Origin of the sequence: Xenorhabdus stockiae (assembly GCF_002632825.1) — a bacterium.
Taxonomy (GTDB): Bacteria; Pseudomonadota; Gammaproteobacteria; order Enterobacterales; family Enterobacteriaceae; genus Xenorhabdus; species Xenorhabdus stockiae.
The window spans coordinates 1-18,072 of the sequence record NZ_NJAJ01000052.1; the positions used below are offsets into that span (position 1 = coordinate 1).

Annotated in this window: 18 protein-coding genes; 2 read left to right on the forward strand and 16 right to left on the reverse strand. The window is 41.8% G+C overall.

Going from position 1 to position 18,072, the window contains the following annotated elements:
- Positions 1–95: 95 nt before the first annotated feature.
- The 7 genes from Xsto_RS18330 to gntX all read right to left on the reverse strand — a co-directional run bounded on the left by Xsto_RS18330 (position 96) and on the right by gntX (position 6,353).
- Positions 96–653: an RBBP9/YdeN family alpha/beta hydrolase gene (locus tag Xsto_RS18330; RefSeq protein ID WP_099125979.1), complete on the reverse strand. Its 558-nt coding sequence runs from the start codon at positions 651–653 to the stop codon at positions 96–98.
- 256 nt (positions 654–909) lie between these two features.
- Positions 910–2,403 carry a glycerol-3-phosphate dehydrogenase gene (gene glpD, locus Xsto_RS18335; RefSeq protein WP_099125992.1) on the reverse strand — a complete coding sequence of 498 codons (1,494 nt, stop codon included), beginning with the start codon at positions 2,401–2,403 and terminating at the stop codon, positions 910–912.
- A gap of 342 nt (positions 2,404–2,745) precedes the next feature.
- Entirely contained in the window at positions 2,746–3,504 is a 759-nt protein-coding gene (locus tag Xsto_RS18340; RefSeq protein ID WP_099125980.1) for a DeoR/GlpR family transcriptional regulator, read from the reverse strand.
- Between the two features lie 55 nt (positions 3,505–3,559).
- Entirely contained in the window at positions 3,560–4,396 is an 837-nt protein-coding gene (gene glpG / locus Xsto_RS18345) for a rhomboid family intramembrane serine protease GlpG (protein WP_099109540.1), read from the reverse strand.
- Positions 4,397–4,567: 171 nt separating this feature from the next.
- On the reverse strand, positions 4,568–4,891 hold the full coding sequence (glpE, locus tag Xsto_RS18350) for a thiosulfate sulfurtransferase GlpE (RefSeq protein ID WP_099109539.1): 324 nt from the start codon (positions 4,889–4,891) through the stop codon (positions 4,568–4,570).
- Between the two features lie 143 nt (positions 4,892–5,034).
- Positions 5,035–5,610, reverse strand: coding sequence for a Fe-S biogenesis protein NfuA (gene nfuA, locus Xsto_RS18355; protein WP_086954736.1), 576 nt, complete (start codon positions 5,608–5,610; stop codon positions 5,035–5,037).
- Between the two features lie 59 nt (positions 5,611–5,669).
- Positions 5,670–6,353 carry a DNA utilization protein GntX gene (gntX, locus tag Xsto_RS18360; RefSeq protein ID WP_099109575.1) on the reverse strand — a complete coding sequence of 228 codons (684 nt, stop codon included), beginning with the start codon at positions 6,351–6,353 and terminating at the stop codon, positions 5,670–5,672.
- A gap of 67 nt (positions 6,354–6,420) precedes the next feature.
- Here gntX and bioH point away from each other — a divergent pair, with 67 nt between their 5' ends.
- The gene (gene bioH / locus Xsto_RS18365; RefSeq protein WP_099125981.1) at positions 6,421–7,203 is read left to right on the forward strand and encodes a pimeloyl-ACP methyl ester esterase BioH; all 783 of its coding nucleotides are present in this window, start codon (positions 6,421–6,423) and stop codon (positions 7,201–7,203) included.
- 55 nt (positions 7,204–7,258) lie between these two features.
- Here bioH and Xsto_RS18370 read toward each other — a convergent pair whose 3' ends face one another.
- The gene (locus Xsto_RS18370) at positions 7,259–7,702 is read right to left on the reverse strand and encodes an OsmC family protein (protein ID WP_099125982.1); all 444 of its coding nucleotides are present in this window, start codon (positions 7,700–7,702) and stop codon (positions 7,259–7,261) included.
- 244 nt (positions 7,703–7,946) lie between these two features.
- Here Xsto_RS18370 and Xsto_RS18375 point away from each other — a divergent pair, with 244 nt between their 5' ends.
- Complete coding sequence (locus Xsto_RS18375) at positions 7,947–8,789, forward strand: helix-turn-helix transcriptional regulator (protein ID WP_099125983.1); 843 nt, start codon at positions 7,947–7,949, stop codon at positions 8,787–8,789.
- 14 nt (positions 8,790–8,803) lie between these two features.
- On the opposite strand, the gene Xsto_RS18380 is transcribed toward Xsto_RS18375, so the two are convergent.
- From Xsto_RS18380 to Xsto_RS18415, 8 genes are all read right to left on the reverse strand, one after another.
- Positions 8,804–10,318 (reverse strand): DHA2 family efflux MFS transporter permease subunit, encoded by a 1,515-nt coding sequence (locus tag Xsto_RS18380; RefSeq protein ID WP_422646217.1) that lies wholly within the window; start codon positions 10,316–10,318, stop codon positions 8,804–8,806.
- Between the two features lie 7 nt (positions 10,319–10,325).
- Entirely contained in the window at positions 10,326–11,510 is a 1,185-nt protein-coding gene (gene emrA, locus Xsto_RS18385) for a multidrug efflux MFS transporter periplasmic adaptor subunit EmrA (protein ID WP_099125985.1), read from the reverse strand.
- 193 nt (positions 11,511–11,703) lie between these two features.
- Positions 11,704–12,771 carry a flavin-containing monooxygenase gene (locus Xsto_RS18390; RefSeq protein WP_244590444.1) on the reverse strand — a complete coding sequence of 356 codons (1,068 nt, stop codon included), beginning with the start codon at positions 12,769–12,771 and terminating at the stop codon, positions 11,704–11,706.
- Complete coding sequence (locus Xsto_RS18395; RefSeq protein WP_099125987.1) at positions 12,768–13,013, reverse strand: acyl carrier protein; 246 nt, start codon at positions 13,011–13,013, stop codon at positions 12,768–12,770. The genes Xsto_RS18390 and Xsto_RS18395 overlap by 4 nt, the downstream gene beginning before the upstream one ends.
- A complete protein-coding gene (locus Xsto_RS18400; RefSeq protein WP_099125988.1) occupies positions 13,006–14,706 on the reverse strand; it encodes a fatty acyl-AMP ligase in 1,701 nt (566 codons plus the stop codon). The genes Xsto_RS18395 and Xsto_RS18400 overlap by 8 nt, the downstream gene beginning before the upstream one ends.
- 5 nt (positions 14,707–14,711) lie before the next feature.
- Complete coding sequence (locus Xsto_RS18405) at positions 14,712–15,884, reverse strand: cysteine desulfurase family protein (RefSeq protein WP_099125989.1); 1,173 nt, start codon at positions 15,882–15,884, stop codon at positions 14,712–14,714.
- A complete protein-coding gene (locus Xsto_RS18410; protein WP_099125990.1) occupies positions 15,881–16,237 on the reverse strand; it encodes an iron-sulfur cluster assembly scaffold protein in 357 nt (118 codons plus the stop codon). The genes Xsto_RS18405 and Xsto_RS18410 overlap by 4 nt, the downstream gene beginning before the upstream one ends.
- 9 nt (positions 16,238–16,246) lie before the next feature.
- The gene (locus Xsto_RS18415) at positions 16,247–17,428 is read right to left on the reverse strand and encodes a LuxE/PaaK family acyltransferase (RefSeq protein WP_099125991.1); all 1,182 of its coding nucleotides are present in this window, start codon (positions 17,426–17,428) and stop codon (positions 16,247–16,249) included.
- Positions 17,429–18,072 lie beyond the last annotated feature (644 nt).

The window sequence follows — 18,072 nt, forward strand, 5'->3', positions numbered from 1 at the left end:
GTCCTTCCTTTTTGTGTTTTTTTGGTTTTGCGATTAAAAAGTTCGCAAAAATAGGACTGAGTTTCTTTGATTCGCCTATCATTTTGAAAAGCTATTTAGTTATAAGGAATTAAATGATTACCAGATATTGTTTTTATTAATTTTTCACCTTCCAGCCATTCCCCATAACCTGCAGCTGTGTGGATATGGCCTGCTCCAGATAAAACAATAAGTTCGGCCTTCCAGGATTTAGCCAAATGATGAGCTTTTTCTAGCGATAAAAATTCGTCGTTATCGCTGCAAACTAACGTTGTAGGAAAAGGCAGAGGCACCTTTGGTAAAGGGCGTTGAATATGGAGTTCCGATGGTACATTAGGACTATCAATATCAGCAGGAGCAACAAGTAATGCGCCTGTTACTCTGTTACAACTTTTTTCTTTTGCCCATTGAGTTATGGTGACTGCGCCACAGCTATGCCCAATAAGAAAGATTTCACCGGGAGTTTTTTCAATAGTTTCATGAAGTCGATATAGCCACTTTTCTCTGACGGGAGATTGCCAATTATCCTGCTGGACTCTGATAATATTTTGATATTTTTTTTCTAGATGGGACTGCCAATGGTCTGGCCCGGAATTAGTGTACCCCGGTACGATTAAGTAGGTTTTAGTTGCCATTTAATGATGCTATCTCGTGTTGTATTTGGTTTTTTATATTCAAGGTATGCTATCACAGCGGTAAAAATGTACTATCAAATAGCTCAGTAGAATCGAATGAAAATAAAGAAATTTTGATAGAACATATTGATGATTGATTTCGAAAATTTATGAGTTTTTCTGCGAGGATTCGAGCGGAAGGAAATAAAAAAACGGCGATAAAAAATTATCGCCGTTTTTAAGTATACGAGTTTGTCAGATTAAATCAGTTTTGTGATTATGCTGATTTAACGTTCTGAGCCAGCCAATCAGCAACGCGCTGTTTCTGCTCATCTGTCAGCCACATACCTAGTTTGGTACGGCGCCAGATCGCATCATCCAGCTGAGTAACCCACTCATGTTCGACCAGATAACGCAGTTCAGATTCATATAGCCCATAACCGAAGAATTCACCTAAATCTGCCAATTCTTTCGCATCACCCAGAATGATATTGCTGTTGCTGCCGTAAGTGCGGGAATAACGGCGTGCAATGCCTTCTGGCAACCAGTCATAACGCTGGCGAAGTAAACGGGCATATCCATCACGGTCTTGGCCTTCCAGCTCACCGCCGGGCAGTTTACCATTTTTCGTCCATGCCTGACCGGCGTTAGGATAATACTGTGCCAGTTTATCCATCGCATGTTCTGCGAGTTTACGGTAAGTTGTCAGTTTGCCGCCGAAGACGGATAGCAACGGAGTCTGACCCTGCTCATCCTGTACATCCAGTGTGTAGTCACGGGTGATGGCTTGTGGTGAATCTGATTCATCATCACACAGCGGACGTACACCAGAGTAAGTCCAAACAACATCAGTACGGTTAAGTTGTTTTTTGAAATGGTCGTTATAGACTTTCAGCAGATAATCGATCTCTTGATCGTCAATTTTAACGTCTTTTGGATCGCCTTTATATTCAACATCCGTTGTGCCGATGATGGAGAATTCATCATTCCACGGGATCACAAACACAATTCGGTTATCTTCGTTTTGCAGGATATAAGCCTGAGGTTCATCATGAACACGTGGGACAACGATGTGGCTGCCTTTGATAAGGCGAATACCATAAGGTGATTTCAGTTGCAGGCCATTATCAAAGAAATTCTTAACCCACGGGCCAGTTGCGTTAACCAGACCTTTTGCCCGCCATGTTTTGCTCTCACCAGTGACGAGATCTTTAGCTTCTACCATCCAGTGATCATTTTCACGCCACGCACGGGTGACCTGAGTACGAGTGCGGACTTCACCGCCATGTTTCTGTACTTCCTGCGCGTTCAATACAACCAGACGTGCATCATCAACCCAACAGTCAGAGTATTCAAAGCCACGGTTAATCGAGGATTTAAGCACTGAGTTAGCGCCAAATTTCAGCCCCTTACTGCTCGGTAAACTTACACGTTTACCCAAGTGATCATAAAGGAACAGGCCAATGCGGATCATCCAGGCCGGACGCAGGTGTGGCTGGTGTGGGAGGCGAAAACGCATTGGGAATGCAATGTGAGGTGCCAGTTTTAATAAGACTTCACGCTCAGCCAGTGCTTCACTGACCAGACGGAACTCGTAGTGTTCCAGATAGCGCAGGCCACCGTGGATCAGCTTAGAACTGGCTGATGAGGTCGCACTGGCTAAGTCCTGACCTTCTAACAGCAGGACTGACAGTCCACGGCCAGCAGCATCAGCCGCAATACCAGCGCCGTTAATTCCGCCGCCAATTACAATCAAGTCTTTGGTTTCCATTGCATACCCTCTGAAATGTTCGAAACAGTTCTTTAATGTTCGTTTTCGCTCAGGGATTGTAATCAAAATTTCATCAATCGCCAACCATTTACCAGAAAAAAACATATTTGCGTGATGCAGATAACAAATCGTTATCATATATATAAGATTAATAAGGAAATTGTGAGAGGCAAATTTGAGTTTACTCGTTATTGCAGGGTCATGAAGGGAGAGGACTGAGATGATGACCGGGAGCAATTGACCGGGGGAGGAGGAATCCGCCTGTTTTCAGACGGATTCTAAATAGAATGTCTTCAATCTGAAGCCAGTTCTAACACGATTCTGGCTTAATATTATTCTGATCTAGCACAATTCCAGCTTAACACTATGCTGTTCAATGATTTTTTGCAGGCCGGAAGGTGGCTCTTTATCGGTAAACAGAAAATCAATCAGGTTCATATTACCGAGATTAACCATCGCACTACGACCGAATTTCGAATGGTCAGCAACCAGCATGACACAGCGGGAATTATCAATAATTGCTCGTTTGGTTCGAACTTCATGGTAATCGAACTCTAACAGAGAGCCATCAGAGTCAATGCCACTGATACCGAGAATACCGAAATCGAGGCGGAACTGGGAGATAAAATCCAGAGTGGCTTCGCCAATAATGCCACCATCGCGGGAACGGACTTCCCCTCCGGCCAGAATCAGGCGGAAATCTTCCTTTCCCATCAGCAGGGTTGCGACGTTGAGATTATTGGTAACAATACGCAGATCCCGATGATTAAGTAAGGCATGGGCGACGGCTTCTGGTGTAGTACCGATATCGATGAACAGGGTTGCGCCATTTGGGATTTGGGTTGCAACCTGCTGGGCAATGCGTGCTTTTTCATCTGACCACATAATCTTGCGGTCATGATAAGCTGTGTTGACAGAGCTGGAAGGTAAAGCTGCACCACCGTGATGACGCTGGATCTTATTTTTGTCGGCCAGTTCGTTCAAATCACGTCGGATTGTTTGTGGGCTGACATCAAAGTGTTCGACCAGTTCTTCAGTGCTGACATAGCCCTGAAGACGTACCAGCTCGATTATTGCATCATGTCGCTGAGTTTGCTTCAAAACATTCCCCTAATTTTACTAAAATTATTATAATTAACTGATTTTAATTGGAATATTATTGATTCTTTTGTTTGCGTAAATTGTCCCATAATCCCATCAGTAACCCGATAATTAAGCCTGAAAAGTGGGCTGCATTAGCGATGTTAAGAGAAAATACATTGAAATAGCCAACAAATAACCAGATGACTGAAATTGCGATAAGCCCTCTGGGGGCACTGAGTCCTTTTTGGGGAGACATTTCTCCGCTCAGCCAAACATAGCTGATCAAAGCGTAAACTACACCGGAAAGCCCACCAAAATGCGATCCACTGAACAACGATTGTGCCCAGCCACTGAAAATGGCAGAAACTATTGTGATTTCAACAAGCTTTGCGGTATTGATGTTCCTTTCAACCTGACTAGCGAAATACCACCACAGCACCAGATTGAACAGAATGTGCAATAACGAAAAATGTAATAAAGCTGGGCTGAGCCAACGCCACAGTTCCAGATATTGTTCTTTGTTAGGCCACGCCAGCCAGCTCATAACCTCATTAACTCCAGCCAGCTGCATCCAAAAATAGACCAGAATACAGAGTGCAGAAATGGCGATAGTTAATGGGCCGGACTGGCCTTTCAGTGTATTCCAGTTCAGATTACTTTGGTATTTCAACGGCGTACTTGTTTTACCTGCCTGCCAGCTGGCAGCCTGATAGCGCTCATTGAGCGGATCTCGGGAAAACTGATTAAGCTCCTGTTGAACAGCGCTTAATTGTTTTTCATCTTCCAGCCACAATTCAACCACATGTGGTTCATTGGTCTGGCGGATGGTCAGGTGAATGCCCTGTGTCGCCATATAATCAATAAAGGCCTGAGCCAGTCTTGGATTATGGATTGAAGTTACATGGATCATTGTGCGTATTATTCACCTTAAATTAGGGTTATACCCGTCGTCTTTCGAGTTGCCTCTTTGTTGGCTGCGTTCACTCACCCCAGTCACATAGTTACCTATGCTTCTGGGGTTCATTCCCTTGCCGCCGCGATGCAACTCGAAATCCATAGGGTATAGAAGTACAGATGCTTATTACTCAGCATGAACGGCATGAGGATAATCTTTTTTCCATACTTCAAAACCGCCGTTAACACTGTATACGTTTTCAAAACCGATATTGATCAGATACTGTGCGGCTCCCTGACTGCTATGGCCGTGGTAGCACATCACCATAACCGGCTGATCAAAATCGGCCTCTTGCAGGAATTGATTGATAGTTTCATTGGTCAGATGAAATGCGCCTGTTACATGCCCGGCACGGAAACTCTGTGGATCACGGATATCCACCATCAGAGCACTTTTATCGAGCCAGTTCTGGTAGGCTTGTTCAGGGCTTATTGTTTGAAAATGTTCCATAAACACTCAGTTTTGTTTCTTAAAATTTCTTTTTAAGGCGTCAGTTTCTTAAAAATGTTCCTTTATGACTTTACTGCCTTCCCAATTCTGTCATTAGGAAGGCATGACTAAAGATATAAAGAACAAAAAATAACGGGCTAAAATCAGTAGTAAGAGTGTTCGCCACGCTGATGTTCTGTCAGGTCTTTAACGCCTTTCAGCTCAGGGAACATCTGTAACAGTTGTTTTTCGATCCCCTCTTTCAGAGTGACATCGACCATCGAACAACCGTTGCATCCACCACCAAATTGCAGGATGGCATAACCTTCATCTGTGATTTCCATCAGGCTGACACGGCCACCATGACCTGCGAGCTGTGGGTTAATCTGTGATTGTAGAGTATATTCAACGCGCTCAATCAGTGGCGCATCGTCAGCTACCTTGCGCATTTTTGCGTTTGGTGCTTTCAGGGTCAGCTGGGAGCCAAGCTGGTCAGTCACAAAATCGATAACCGCCTCTTCCAGGAAAGGCGCACTGATTTCATCAACATAGGCAGAAAGTTGGTCAAATTTCAATTCGGTGTCAGTGGCTTCAACAGCATCAGGTGGGCAATAAGAAACACCGCATTCTGCTGTCGGCGTTCCTGGATTAATGACAAAAACGCGGATTTGTGTACCGGGTTCTTGATTTGCCAGTAGCTTGGCAAAGTGCGCTTGCGCTGCTTCAGTAATATTAATCATGTCATTTGCTCAATAGTTGACTGTTATAGTTGGTTATAATACGCCCATTCATAAAGGAACTACAAGGTTCGGCATATTGCCCAGGTTTGAACGGAACGGGCACCAGCACGAATTAACAACTGTGTGGCTTCATGCAGAGTGGTTCCCGTGGTGATTACATCATCGAAAATGACGACATGTTGATCGGTAAAATCACCACGCAATTGAAAGGCATGCTTAAGATTGGTTTTCCTTTGGGCGGCAGATAAGCCCCGTTGTGTGAGTGTAGCACGTGTGCGTTGCAAAAGATTAGGCTGATATTGGCATCGCAACCAGCGTGCTAATGGCCTGATGATAAGCTCAACCTGATCAAACCCTCGTTGCCAGCGTTTTTGGCGGTGCAGAGGAATACCGAGTATGCAATCCGGCTTAATCCAGCGCCCTTCACGATAGCCCTGTAACCAGTGCAGAAGAAATATGCGCGCCAGAACTGCGGCGAGCTGGGGTGTACTATGATACTTATAGCGCCGGATAAGCTGGCTTAAGGGAGGAGCATAATCGGTAACAGCGATCATTTGTTGCCAGAGTGGTGGCTCCTTCAGGCAGCGGCCACAGGGTAAATCACGAGAACTGGCAGGCAGAGAGCAGCGTGGACAAACGTTCGCAAGCCGTTTCAGGTTTTGCCAGCAGATGTGGCATATTCCATGATGAGCGAAATACAAACTTTGATGGCATAGCCAACAGTACCCAACCATTGTTAGCATGGTTTTTGTGAACATCGCTTTCTTCCTTGATAAGAAATTCCTGAGAGTAAATAAGGTGAGAATAACAATGGATAAGTTGTTTTGGCAGACTTTAGGCGAAGCTCCTCGTGATCTTGTGATGCTGCACGGATGGGGGTTGAACGCTGAGGTCTGGCGTTCAGTGGAAACACGATTAGCTTCGCATTTTCGTTTACATTTAGTGGACTTACCTGGGTATGGGCGCAGTCAGCCGTATCCGGCTATGACACTGAAAGAGATGGCTGATACGGTATGGCAACAGGCGCCAGAAAATGCCTTATGGCTGGGATGGTCGCTGGGAGGGCTCATTGCCAGCCAGATTGCGTTAGATCATCCTGATAAAGTGGCGGGTTTAATCACAGTCGCATCATCGCCAAAATTCAGTGAAGAGGGGGATTGGCCGGGGATCCAGCCTTCGGTTCTGAGTGCATTCAAACACCAGTTGAGTGAAGATTTTCAGAAGACGGTTGAGCGCTTTTTAGCATTGCAGACTTTGGGCACTGACAGCGCCCGTCAGGATGCGCGTTTATTGAAATCAGTGATATTGAACCTGCCTATGCCGACAGTGGAGGTGCTCAATGCCGGGCTGGAAATTCTGCGTACTGATGATTTGAGAAGTGAGCTGGCGCAGCTTCAGCTGCCTTTCCTGCGTATCTATGGTTATCTTGATGGTTTGGTACCACGTAAGATTGCTGCCTTGCTTGATAGTGAATGGCCGCACACCCGTTCTGTGATTATGCGTCATGCGGCACATGCGCCTTTTATTTCCCATCCGGATGAATTTGTCGATTTATTGATAGCGTTTGCGAACAGTGGGAGTGAAGCCGGGTAATTTCAGCTATTGACTACTAATTACCCATAACATGGCTGTTATGGGTAGTTGATATTTATCTGACAGGATAAACTTCGGTGACAATTTCCGGTGTATTGACGATGGTATCGAGTACAGGGCAGTTACTTTCTACAAACTGAACAAAATCGCGGATCTCTTGTTCGGTATTATCGGCTTTTATATGAAATTTTGATGTGATTTTTGAAAAGCCGATTTTGGCGTTTTTATTTTTACCTTTGATTCCGTCTAGATCCAATTCACCTTCTAGCTCTACTGTGATATCAATCAGATTTATTTTATGTGCACTAGCAAAACTTTTAGCTACCATGCTTTGACAAGCACCAAAAGCGGAAAGTAATGCTTCTACAGGTGTCATTGCTTCATCATGTCCTCCTAGGCTTTCTGGCTCATCCAGATGGAAGGAAAAGTTTCGCGAGGAGCATTTCATTTTCAGAGGCCCTACGGACTCTATTGTTGCAGTAAATAACTCTTTAGACATATTAGTATCCTAAGATTATTAATGGTGATGTAACGACAAATAAGATAATAAAGGTATTTTGGGTTTTTTAAATTTAAATGAAGAGATAAAATTTATTCCAAAATAACAATATAAATTACATTAAAAGAGTGAGTGAATTTTCCAGAATAAATCATTTACCCATTATTGTTGACTATATAAAATTAAGAAAAAAGACTAATATAGGTACGTTAACTCACCATTTTGTTGATAAGGATTGAGGCTCATGCTATCAAATATTTTGGCTGCACCTAAGTTTATCCAGCAATATAAATATGCTACATGTGAATTAAATTTTCTTTACAATGTACCAACTGAATGGCATCAACACCCGTGTATTCAACTCAGCCTGTCTCTGCACCAGCATGAGATGTTAACTTTGTCAGTTCAGGATGAAACGTACACTACTTATGGCTTTCTTATTCGCTCTAACGTGATGCATAAGCTGGATTCATCGAATATCTGTAGTATTACATTATTAATTGAACCCACTGATGAACACTATCACTTATTTAGCCACCTCACAGAGGAGTTATTTGTAATTTTGCTAGAACATACAGATATAGTGGCAATAAGAAACTCTCTGGTGCAATCGTTTTTGTATGGTGAAAAACCAGATATTTTTACAATTTATCAGTTTATTACCCCTTGTCTGCCGTGCAACTGTCAGTTTGATAAACGGATTCTAGAAGCTGTTTCGTTTATCGAATCACTACCAGTAAAACGAATATCATCTCGTCAAGTTGCCGATAAAATTTATTTGTCTGAAAGCCGTTTCTTACATCTTTTCCGCTCACAATTGGGCATTAATTTTCGTGCCTACTTGCTATGGTTACGTTTGAGTGATGCAGTGGAGGAAATTTATGTCACTGATTCATTAACATTAGTAGCGAATAACTGTGGTTTTTCTGATAATGCTCATTTGAGTCGGACATGTAAAATGGCTTATGGCATTCGCCCTTCTGATCTTAAGTATATGACTCAGAGAGACTCGAAATTAAACTGTAATACATATCAATGCATTTATAACATTAAAAACAGTTCACCTTTATTAATGAAAATAAAATAAGGTAAAGTTTCAGGCTATGTAGATGATAAATTTGATCTGGCTAACCAAAGAATCAAAATGAGTGCCAGGAAAATAAAACCAAAGAGCCAAAAAATCTCATTTGCAGCTAATATTAAGCTCTGGCTGGTAATTTTCTTTGCCAGAAAAATGGTTGCTTGTAGGTCAGATAATCCCAGTAGCTTGATATCCTGATAGGCTAAATCAACAATGATGTTATTTTGTGTGATATTTTCAGTCAATTGTGAGTGGTGGACTGCTTCGCGTTGAGACCATAATGTGTTAGTTAACGATGTACCTATTGATATAGCCAGTGTTCTAAAGAAGTTAAATAAACTTCCTGCTGAAGCAACTTTTTCCTGAGGAATATCAGATAAAATAATCACATTGAGTGGCATAATGAAACAGGCAATCGCAATCCCCTGTATAAACTGAGGCCATGCGGCACTGGCAAAATCCATTCCGGGTTCAAAAGTATATGCCCGCCAAAAGAAACAGAGAGAAAAGACTATAAAGCTGACGGTAACTAAATAGCGCATATCAATTTTAGTGCCAAATCGACCGATAATTGGCGCCAGAATAATAGGAATGATACCAAGAGGAGCTAATGCCAGCCCAGCCCAGGTGGCAGTATAGGCAAAAACTGTCTGTAATAACTGAGGCTGTAAGACTAAGACACCAATATGCAATAGAAATGCCAAGCTAATACAAATCGTACCAACTGTGAAATTACGTGATTTAAACAGAGATAAATCAACGATCGGATTATTATCTATCAGTTCCCAAAGGACAAACAGAACAATCCCTATCGTCGAAATGATAAACAATACAATGATTTCATTAGAATTAAACCAATCTAGTTCCTTTCCTCTGTCCAGCATCAGCTGTAAGCAGCCAACACCGACAACTAGCAGAGCCAAGCCTATTTTATCAACCGGGATTACCTCAGTTTTTGTTTCGCGTTTACGTAACAGTATGTAAGTAATAAAAATAGCAACCAAACCGATGGGAACATTGATCAAGAAAATCCATCCCCAGTGAATGTTATCGCTAATCCATCCACCGAGGATAGGCCCACAAACAGGGGCGATAATAACGGTCATAGACCAAATGGCCAAAGCCATGCTGTGTTGAGACTTAGGAAAGTTTGCCAACAACAGGCTTTGCGATAAGGGGATAATAGGACCCGAAACAGCACCTTGTATAACTCTGGTAACAATTAGCATTTCAAGGCTACTAGATATACCGCAAAGCCATGAGGAAATAATGAATAGTATGGTTGATGTGACAAACAGCCGTACTTCACCTATGCGTTTTGCCAACCAGCCGGTTAAAGGAATGGAGATCGCATTAGCAACCCCAAATGAGGTGATCACCCAAGTGCCCTGTGACATGGATGAACCAAGATCACCAGCGATGGTTGACAGTGCTACATTAGCAATCGTTAAATCAAGGATTTGCAGAAAGGCGATAACCGCTAGAGCTAGGATTAACCACCAGCGCTGATTGACTGATAAAGGTTCCATAGCAATGTTATCCTTAATTTTCATTACTTATATTTTGTTTTATGATCTGCTCAATGATTTTATCTATCTGACTATTATTGAATGAAAGAACATCAGTTTGATAAATTATTCGTTGCGGAGATTTAGTCGCCAGAGTTGTGCCTTTTGTGTCTCTGGTATCAACTGTTGCATGCATTGATAAACCGATTCGTAAGGGATTGCGGGCAACTTGTTTCGGCTCTAATTCAATGCGTACAGGGAGGCGCTGTACTACTTTAATCCAGTTACCAGTCGCATTCTGGGCAGGAAGAATAGAAAAAGCGCTGCCGGTTCCTATATCCATGCCTGTAATACGCCCTTGATAAATAACACTATCACCATAAAAGTCACTGATTAATTTAACTGGTTGCCCTAGACGTATATTGGTGAACTGAACTTCTTTAAAATTAGCCTCAACCCATAATTGCTCCGAAGGGACGATGATCATCAGTGGTGTAGACTGGTTGATTCTGGCGCCGACTTGAACACTGCGACGTGATACATACCCATTTACTGGAGCGTAAATCTTGGTACGTTGCAGTGACAACCAAGCTTCACGTAAATTGGAGGCGGCCTTTTCTATATTAGGCAGTTTCTCCAGTGGAGTCCCCATAACCAAAGCCTGGTTAATTTTATACTGTTGTACAGCAACTTTGAGATCGGCTTTAGCAATATCAACGGCCTTACGAGCATGTTCTAATTCTTCAACAGCAATTACATTGACCTTTCCGAGCCTTTCTCGTCGTACCAGATCATTTTTTAATTTATCTAAAGTAAGTTGCTTTAATTCGACATTAGCCAGAAGCTGGGGATTACTGAAAATAATTTTTTGTGTTTCACGTACCGCTTGAGCTAATTCATACTTACTCTTCTCAAAGGTATTTTGAGCATCGGTACTATCTAATGTTAAGAGAAGATCTCCTTGTTGAACAAAGTCCGTATTATCAATATAAATATCTTTTACACTGCCATGAGTTTGTGACATAACCTGAACTTGATTTCCAGCAACATATGCATTATCTGTTGACTGATAAAAACGCAATGTTAAGTACCAGTATGATAAGTAAGCTATACCAGAAAATAAAAAAAGTGATATAACACCGAGAAGTATTATCTTTTTCTTCTTATTATTTTTTCCTCGATCTGGTTTAGTCACGGTATCAAGAGTATTATTTTCCATGTATTACTCCAGCTTATTGAATAATATAAGTTAATCTCTATTTTTATATCTGTCACTTGAAATAAAAATAATAAGAGCCAGGTATATCACACATCAACATTTTTAATATACTTATTGTATAACTTAATAATGTGATTGGATTGAATAATCTGGCTGACATGAAAGAATAAAGCAGGTAAATACGGTAACAGTTTTAATCTCTCAGCTTTTGCTCTATCCACAGAGCAACTCGCTGTGCATCTCTGGACGCACCAAGTAATAACTCAGAGCTACGGCTGCTGAGCCATTTCCTGCCGACAACAAACAAACCCGGGTAAGATGTTTTTCCTCCGTTAATACTTCCACTTTCGCAGATAAATTCTTGCCCATTATGAACACCTGGTAATGTTAACCAATCCGTGACTTCCTGATACCCTACACACCAAATTAATCCATCAATGTGATATTTTTTACCTTGTTGATCATATAGCGTTTCATTTTCTGTTTTTACGAGTTTTTGCGCTATTTGCACATTAAGCTCAGACAAGCGTTTGTCATTAAGTTCACCACATGGGATTGGATTACGCCGTTGCATTATTTTACCAATCAGACTTGACGTATCTGCATACAAGAGTTTTGATTTATCTAGCCACCAGAACAGATCATTACCTAACACTCTATTGGGAACCAGAGGCCGGGGAGAACCGCAGAATAGTGTTACTTTCACCGAGGAAGAAAGTTCGTGTGCTATCTGGCGACCACTTGCTCCATCACCGATAACAGCAATCTGGGAACCCGCCTGAAATTGCCCCGGATTCCGATAAAGGTCAGCCTTTAGTTGCTGTACAGAGGGGGACAAATTACTCGCTATTTCAGGAATAATTGAGTTTTGATTAGCACCCGTGGCATTCACTAAACAAGGAGCAGAAAATTGCTCCCCTTGTTTAGTCGTCAGAGTGAATAAACCAGCTTCATGTTTAACATTGATAACCTGCATTCCGGTTAAGATATTCAGTCTGTGGTGAAGTGCATAACGTTCCAGATAATCGGCTATTTCATCCTTGCCGGGATAACCACTAGGAGAACCTGGCAAAGGAAAATTGGGAAGTTGGCTCATCATACGGGAGGTGAATAACCGCATATTATCAGGACGTCTGCGCCAGACATTTCCAACACGCTGGTCTCGCTCCAAAATCAATACATTGATTTTTTTTTTGTTAAGAATAGCCGCAAGTGTTAGACCCGCCTGCCCTGCACCAACGATCAAACAATCTATTTTCATGATGTTTGTTCCAATCGCAATATATGTTCAGACAAGGAATGGATAGTGGGATATTCATAGCCAAGAATAGGATCTAGCTTTCGTTGTAATACTTTTTCTAACTGGCTAATCAATGTCACTCTGTTCACTGAATCAAGACCGAGGCTATCGAAAGAAACGTGTTCACCGATGGTGATTCCATAACGTTGAAAATAAGGCATCAAATATTCGATTAGCCAACTTTTTAGCTCTAGTTCAGTCATTTGATACTCCTTGAATCTCTGTGGTAAATAGGATATTGACCCGATGTAATTTGTCTTTCAAATAGAGCGAACGGCAAAGCTGCCTCTGGACTTTTCCACTGCTGGTTATAGGTAATTTATTGGTTTGAATAAAAACAATGTCAGCGATGTCAACATCGAACGCAGCATTAATCGCCTGAATTACATTACATTTTAATTCTCTAAGATTATTTTCTTGTTCCGCGTTTTTTTTCAGTTCCATCACTATAACAACTCGTTGTTCCAGTTCAAAAGCTATTGATTTTCCGGGACGGAAGAAGATGGATTGCATAGTTGCCGTATATTCAATATCTTGCGGGTAAATATTCCGTCCTCGGATAATAATCAGATCTTTCAGGCGTCCTGTGATAAATAAATGATGTTCATGCAGAAAACCAAGATCACCGGTGCGGAGAAAAGCACCTTCACCAGTGGTTGTATGAGCCATGAAGTTTTGCTGGGTTTGTTCTGGATCATTCCAATACCCTTTGGCAATACTTGGCCCCTGAACCCAAATCTCACCGACTTCATCGGAATTACACAAGACTTTTGTCTCTGGATTAACAATAACGACACGGTGATCGGGCGCAACCCGGCCACAGGATTGTATGCCAACCCCATCAGGCTTTAAGACGATGTTTCCTTTTTCCAGACTGCTGTCGCAAAGTGTTAACGCAAATGGAGGATCTTCATGAGTGGATGAACTGATAACCAATGTTGCTTCAGCCATTCCATAGCAAGGTATTTGACTTTGATAAAGAAATCCATACTCTTTAACTGCCTGATAAAAATGCTCCAGCGTTTCATTTCTGACTGGTTCAGCACCGTTACCAGCCCAACGCCAGCAGGACAGATCCAAATTAAGCCCAGAGCAGTCTTGATTAGCGCATAGGTCGTAAGCAAAATTGGGAGCACTACAGAATTCAGCACCAAAATTATGCATCAACTGTAACCAGCGTAATGGTTGCAGGATAAAAGACAGTGGTGGCATGAAATTATATTGCCCGCCTAAAGCCATCGCCAGCATGATATGACCGACCAATCCCATATCATGAAACTGGGGTATCCAACCCCCGATAATTAACCCTTCGTGCAAACTGAAAGTATCGTTTATTGCTCGCAGATTATGGATGAGGTTACTATGCGTAACTATTACTCCTCTGGGAGTGCCTGTAGAGCCAGAGGTATATTGTAGGAAAGCTATCTGTTCTGGAACAATTGAGGGAAGTTTGATTGTTTCATCTACTAACTGATTTTCCGAGTAATACATGAAGTTATGGTTGGGAAATTCATGTGATAAAGAACGGCTTAATCCTGATGTAGTGAGTATCAGATCCGCTCCTGAATTATTCAGGATTTGCATTAATCTTTTCAGGTGGCGGCTTCCCTGAACGACATTAGATGGAACAGCAATAGCGCCAGCCTTAAAGCAGGCCAATAACCCGACAATAAACTCTAGCCCAGGAGGATACATGAGAACAACGGCTTTCCCTTGTTGCCCGGCGGCCACGAGTGAGCAGGCAAGTAAGTGAGACTGCTGTTCCAATTCCAGCCAGGTCAGAGTAATAGAATCTGAATCTCCTGAAGGCAAAAAGCGGTACACAATTTGGTTTGGCTGTTGTGAAACATAATGATTAACACAACATAACAGCGTGTTAGCATCCTTCAGCACCATGTTGTTTATTCTCCTGCAATAGCTAATAAATTCTGTATCTCTTGCTTCAGAGCATTAACCAGAACATCAATCTCTTGTCGTTCAGTAACATGCCCAAAACTGATGCGTAGCGCACTATCGATGTAGGCGTGAGGAGACTGCATCGCAAGTAAGACATGTGAACGTTGAGGGGTTTGTGAGTTATTACTACAGGCAGATCCTAGCGAAACCGAAATTCCGTGACATAAATCCAATCTATTTGCTAACGCTTCTGCTCTGACTCCGGGGAAACTGATATTTAGTGTCCATGGCGCCTGATATTCAGGATTTGTTTCACCATTTAAGTGATACTTGATGGTAGAAATATCTAATTGATTAATAATATACTTTCTCATTTCCTGACAATGATAAAGGCGCTGTATCAATTCTTCGCAGGCTTCTTCTGCCGCAGCAGCTAACCCAGCTATACCTAATGTGTTTTCTGTGCCGCTACGTAATCCTTGTTCTTGTCCACCACCATGTAACAGAGGACAAATTTTTACCTGAGAGCTGTAGTACAGCCCTCCAATCCCTTTGGGGGCGTAAAACTTATGTCCAGAAAAGGTCACCGTTAGTGGTATATCATCAGGGCAGTACATAGGCCATTTTCCTACTGCCTGTATTGCATCAAGATGAAGGTGAATACCTTTTCCTTTCAGCTGGGAGGCCAGTGCCTCGTAAGGCTGAATGACGCCCGTTTCATTGTTGATAACCATCAGTGCAATTAAACAAGTCTGGGGAGTAATGGCGCGACATAACGCGTCTTGATCTACTCTTCCTGTTTTACCGGGATCAATGATTGTGAGTTTCAAACCTTGTTTTTGATACCAGCGCAGAGGTTCCAGAATTGAAGAGTGTTCAATTGCAGAGCAGATAGCATGATAACGTGATAGCTGGTTAACAGAGAGCTGGCTGAATACACTGTGTAAAGCCAGATTATTGCCTTCTGTACCGCCGGAAGTAAAAATGATCCTTTCAGCCGAGCCCCCCATTAATTGAGCTATTGACTCTTTTGTATCATGAATTAAGGTATGCAAACTCTGACTCAAACGATATTTGCCAGAAGGATTAGCAAATTGTTCCAGCCTTTGCTTAATTGCTATTTTTGATTTAGGACTCAATGGCGTGGTTGCATTGAAATCAAAGTATAGCCCTGTCATATATGCATCCTTATTTGCTGAAATAGGGCATGTAACATCTCCAAACAATGTCGCTGTGAAGGCTGCAACTCACCCAGCATTTCGTCAATTTCTGATGTGCTTAATTGAGCAACTTCAGTCAGTTTTTTCCCCTGAATCTGCCGACAGAACTGATTGGACATGGCTAAAGAGACAGTACATCCCCAAGCCTGAAATCGAGCGTCATTAATATAGCCTTCGTCATTCAGCGATAAGTCAATATCGACTTTATCACCGCAGACTGGGTTACCTAGCTTGAGTTGAATATCGGGATTTGTTAGCTGTCCCTGACAATCGGGATTACAGAAGTTATCAGTGATAATGTCATTGAACATACTCAAACCTCACCGAATAACAGGACAAGCATCTTTTTGCTCGTCATTAGCTATCTTTCTCTCCAGATTAACCGCACAGCAGCCAAATTCGGTTGCGGAAGGTGCCCGCATCACATATTGCATACGCTGAGAGTTGCGACCCGAAGGATCACTATCAGTACGCAGATAGATCATATCTTCAGTGAGTAGCATTCCAGGAGTCGAACGTGCTATGGGGTCGAGAATAACAAGTTGCCCAATTTCGCCATCTTCCACTTCGCGAGATAAATTTTCTGGATCACGGACAGAAAAGTGAATGTATGGAGGAATATGTTTTTGATTAAACTCATCTTCTATAGCCAAAAAATTAGCTTCGACAAGCCCGTACATATCGCGTATCCGGTTAGCAGAAATACCTAACCAGGTTTCCACTTCCTGATTAAATTCGGTACGAGAAATCATAGCGCCAGTGAAACGTTTCCAGCCACCGAGCGTAATTACCATACTTTCGCTATCCAGCTTCAGTTTAGTATTTGTTGCTTTTAAGAAACTAATAAAACGATGAATAAGAAACGGAGGGCCTATCACATAGCGAGTAAATTTTCCTTGCCATTCATTTAATTGGTTAATTGACTCTTCCGGCACAAAACGCTCTTCTTTTACCATAAAACGATTTGTATCTAACAATCCGGCCAGCCAATTGAACGCTTTTATCATCCCCATTTCAGGGATTTCTTCTGTCGAAGGACATAGGCAGAGCCCTGCTCCACTGGAGAGTTTAAGCATATCGCGATATGAGTTGTAGAGTGCTATGGTGGCATAGTCCATTGTTTCATCACATCGACGGGCAACACTGGGGATACCGCTCGTACCTGTGGAACGCATTTCATGTTCAATACTGGAAAGAGGTTTGCTTAATAATCTGTGACTATCCGCAGACTTAAACGTAGAGACTGGAATAACTGGGATCTTGACTAATTCTTTGTAATTTTGGATATCATCCGGTCGTACGCCTTTCTCTTCACACTGCTGACGATAGTAAATATTATTTTCGAAATGATATTTGAAGGCATCTCTAATAATATGAGTTTTTAATTCTTGTTGTTCTTCAACTGGAAGAGAATAAATAAAATTGCTATTTGTCACTATCCATTTTATAGCATCTCCTTTTACATCCTTTATGCTTTCATACAGTTCAGCAGCTTTGGGCATATCATTATCCTATTAATTATTATGTTTTTAAAATATTAATTATTCCATTTGGTTCTAAGGGTGGGAATTTAACATTGTTTTTTTTGTTTTTATTGAATAAACTGGCTAACTTTGGGCATAATAAATTATTATGCGGCTTATAAATAATATTTATTTATATGTAGGAGTTTCAGTCATGAATCCAAGAAAGGTGTTAATTTGATATTATTATGCTTTTTGAGAGGGAGGGAGCATCATGACTGTCACGATAGCAATAGTAAACAGAATCGGTATGTAAACACGGAACAGGTAAAGCGGTTTTTCCACGTTATTACTGTAAATATTGCTAGAAAACCCTTCAGATTAACTATCGTTACAATGGTCTTTCGTCGGTAACAAAAAAACAACGTCATTGGTTTTGGTATGCTTTTGATATTCGTTTTATGACAACCGATAGCTGGGGAAGTTATGCTCGGGAAATTGAACCAGAAAAACATCACCATAGCGCTTTGAAGTCATGACCGAAATTTTAATACGGTAGTAGTAATCACACTTGCGTATTTTCAGGTCATGCTTCCAATAGTTAGATCTGTTATGAAAGATAGTATTCACGCTCAATGAACGTACCTACCACTTTGTCATGCATCTCTTCAGATTTGGAATAA